The sequence below is a fragment of the Piscirickettsia litoralis genome (assembly GCF_001720395.1).
Lineage (GTDB): Bacteria > Pseudomonadota > Gammaproteobacteria > Piscirickettsiales > Piscirickettsiaceae > Piscirickettsia > Piscirickettsia litoralis.
In genome coordinates, this window is record NZ_MDTU01000001.1 from 524,352 (window position 1) to 525,990 (window position 1,639).

Annotated in this window: 1 protein-coding gene; it reads right to left on the reverse strand. The window is 41.9% G+C overall.

The window, feature by feature from the left end; translation table 11 throughout:
* Positions 1 to 245: 245 nt before the first annotated feature.
* The gene (locus tag BGC07_RS02475) at positions 246 to 1,475 is read right to left on the reverse strand and encodes a NupC/NupG family nucleoside CNT transporter (RefSeq protein ID WP_069311830.1); all 1,230 of its coding nucleotides are present in this window, start codon (positions 1,473 to 1,475) and stop codon (positions 246 to 248) included.
* Positions 1,476 to 1,639 lie beyond the last annotated feature (164 nt).

A 1,639-nucleotide genomic window follows, 5' to 3' on the forward strand; every position in this document is an offset into this window, starting at 1 on the left:
AAAGAAAAATTGCAAAACTTGCATATGCAGTTAAAAAACTTGCAAGTAAAAATGCTAGAACAGGGTGAGCATACACTCAATACGCACACCACAAAAAGTAAATCTGATAGTTAATGAACTAAAAGCTAAACCGTATAAAAATGATAAATAATCACAATAACCAAGATTGCGATGACTAGAGCTGCTAGACGCTGCAATAAAGTCACTTTAGGTTTGTTATATTTTTTTCTTCACGATGATTATTTTCAGACATAAAGCATTCCTACAATTGTTCCAGTCATACAAGTTGAGAGCGTTCCGGCAATTACCGCCTTCACGCCTAACCGTGTGACTTCTTGGCGACGCTCAGGAACTAATGAGCCATAAATACCGATCATGATGCCGATACTACCTAAATTAGCAAAGCCACATAGAGCATAGAGCATCATTAGTTGTACTTTAGGTGATAGCTCAGCGCCTATACGGACCAATTCGCCATAAGCAACGACTTCATTTAAGATCATTTTTGTACCTAATAATGACCCTGCGGCTTGTGCCTCATGCCAAGGCACTCCCATCAACCAAGCAATAGGCGACATAATCCAGCCTAAAACACGCTGCATCGATAAGGCTTGCCCTTCAAAATGAGGCAGTAAACCCAATGCCATATTCAGCAAATAAATTAATGCCAAGAAGCCGACTAGCATTGCGATCACAGTGACTAATACTTTCGCACCATCCATAATCCCCACCGAAATAGCATCCAAGGTGCTTGCCGCTTTGGCAAATTCAGCCTGCCCACCCACAGAAATTGTTTCTGTTTCTGGCACCATCACTCGGGAGACTGTAAGTGCCGCTGGAACACTGATCAACACTGCGGTGATCACATGGCCGATGACATTTGGAATTAAAGGGCCGACGATACTGGCATATAAAACCATCACGGTTCCGGCAACCCCAGCCATGCCACACACCATGAGTGAAAATAATTCACTGTGGGTTAAACGCTTTAAGTAAGGGCGAATCACCAACGGGCTTTCATTCATACCAATAAACACATTCGCAGCCGCTGCAATCCCAAGGGTGCCGCCTATGCGCAATGTTTTTTGAAATAGCCATGAAAACACACGAATAATCAGTGGTAAGATACGCCAATGAAATAATAACGCACTCAAGGCACTAATTACGATCAACACCGGCAGCGCCTGAAAAGCAAGAATAAAACCTAGATGGCTTCCCTCTGGAGAGGTTGCCAGACCTCCAAACATAAAGCCCATCGCTTTTTGTGTTGCTGCCGTGATTGCAACGACGCCCTGGTTAATCCATTGAAATATCTCAGTAATCACCGGAACTTTCAACAAAATCAAGGCAAAAACAAACTGCCAAAATACACCGAGCAATACTATTTTCAAAGAAGCATGCTTGCGATTTTCACTTAGCCCCCATGCTAATAAGTAAAAAACCACTAAACCTAAAATGCCATGAACCCAACTCATCAATTTTTATCTCTACTTTATGCCTTGCAAGATTTCTTAAATTTAAAAACTTAACCAGAAATAATCTATTTTTTATTGCTCTTCAAGCAAAAGCTCACGCATTTTAGCTTTAATCAAGTCAATCGCAATGCGGTTTTTAGCCCCCTCGGGGAACAATCACATGC

Excerpts from the sequence above, each read along its gene's own strand:
- BGC07_RS02475 (WP_069311830.1), bottom strand. The coding sequence starts at position 1,475 with ATGAGTTGGGTTCATGGCATTTTAGGTTTAGTGGTTTTTTACTTATTA.